Source organism: Halomonas sp. DQ26W (genome assembly GCF_003339685.1).
Lineage (GTDB): Bacteria > Pseudomonadota > Gammaproteobacteria > Pseudomonadales > Halomonadaceae > Halomonas.
The window spans coordinates 1-1,444 of record NZ_QPKI01000068.1 but is presented as its reverse complement, the minus strand read 5'-3'; the positions used below and the strand labels follow the sequence as shown (position 1 = coordinate 1,444).

General features: G+C 65.7%; 2 protein-coding genes. Both read left to right on the top strand.

The window, feature by feature from the left end; translation table 11 throughout:
• Window positions 1–337 (top strand): transposase (locus tag DU490_RS16930; protein WP_181870078.1); only part of this gene is annotated, 337 nt, incomplete at its 5' end.
• On the top strand, window positions 334–1,407 hold the full coding sequence (locus DU490_RS16925) for an IS3 family transposase (RefSeq protein ID WP_114575384.1): 1,074 nt from the start codon (window positions 334–336) through the stop codon (window positions 1,405–1,407). The genes DU490_RS16930 and DU490_RS16925, both read left to right, overlap by 4 nt.
• Window positions 1,408–1,444: the final 37 nt, after the last annotated feature.

Sequence of the window (1,444 nt, the reverse complement as noted above, 5' to 3'; positions counted from 1 at the left end):
TGCGCTGGGCAAGGGCGCCGATGGCTGGTCTTCCCGGGACAAGTTCAACGCGGTGGTCGAGACCGCCTCGATGAACGTCCAGGAGACCGCTGAGTATTGCCGTCGCCGTGGGATCTATCCCGAACAGCTGGAGCGGTGGCGCCATGACTGTGAGCAGGCCGCCAGCCTGTCCCATGACGAACGCCAGCGTGAGGCCGATGAGGCCAAACAGCAGCGCAAGCGCATCAAGGCGCTGGAGAAGGAGCTCGCTCGCAAGAACGAGGCTCTGGCAGAAACCGCGGCGTTACTGGCCCTGCGAAAAAAGGCGAGGGCGATCTGGGGGGACGAGGACGCATGATCAGCACCCCAGATCGCCAACGCGCCGTCGCGCTGATCGAAGACGCCCGCGCCCAGGGGGGCCGCCTGGAAGCCGCCTGCCGTGAACTTGGCATCACCGCCCGGACTTATCAGCGCTGGACACGAGACGGCGGACTGCGTGAGGACCAGCGCCCTTTGGTCGACCGGCCGGTGCCGGCTAATGCGCTGACACCGGCCGAAGAACAGGAGATCCTCGACGTCTGCCACCGTCCAGAGTACGCCAGCTTGCCGCCTGAGCAGATCGTGGTGCGCCTGTTCGACGAGGAGCAGCGCTATCTGGCCTCGCCCTCGACGATCTACCGGGTGCTGCACAAGCACCGTCAGGTGGTCCATCGCGGCCGTGCCAAGCCGCCCAGGCGCCAGGCCAAGCCCACGACCTACCAGGCCACCGCGCCCAACCAGGTGTGGTCGTGGGACGCCACCTGGTTGGGTGGCCCGATCAAGGGGCAGTACTACTACCTGGTAATGATGCTCGACATCTTCAGCCGCAAGATCACCGGCTGGGAGGTGTTCCTGGCCGAGTCGGCCCACAACTCCCGTACCGTGCTGGAGCGGGCGGTGCTGGCCGAGAAGATCATCGGGCAGCCGCTGGTGTTGCATGCGGACAACGGCAGCCCCTTCAAGGGCGCCACGCTGCTGGAGAAGCTGCACGACCTGGGCATCACCCCCTCCTTCAGCCGGCCGCGGGTCAGCAACGACAATCCCTACTCGGAGTCGCTGTTCCGCACCTGCAAGTACCGGCCCTGCTACCCCGTCGACGGGTTCGCCACGGTCGACGCCGCGCGCGAGTGGGTGGCCGGCTTCGTGCAGTGGTATAACCACGAGCACCGTCACAGCGGCATCCGCTTGGTGACACCGGCACAGCGCCATGCGGGCGAAGACACCGAGGTCCTGGCCAAGCGACATGTCATCAATCAGGCAGCTCGTGCCGCCAATCCGGCGCGCTGGAGTGGCAACACCCGCAACTGGACGCCTATCGGCACCGTGTCACTCAACCCGGAACGGGAGCTCCAGATCACCGTCGCTGAACCAGAAAAACAGGCGGCCTGAATGACCTCAGAGGCGACAGATTCCTTGACAACTACCG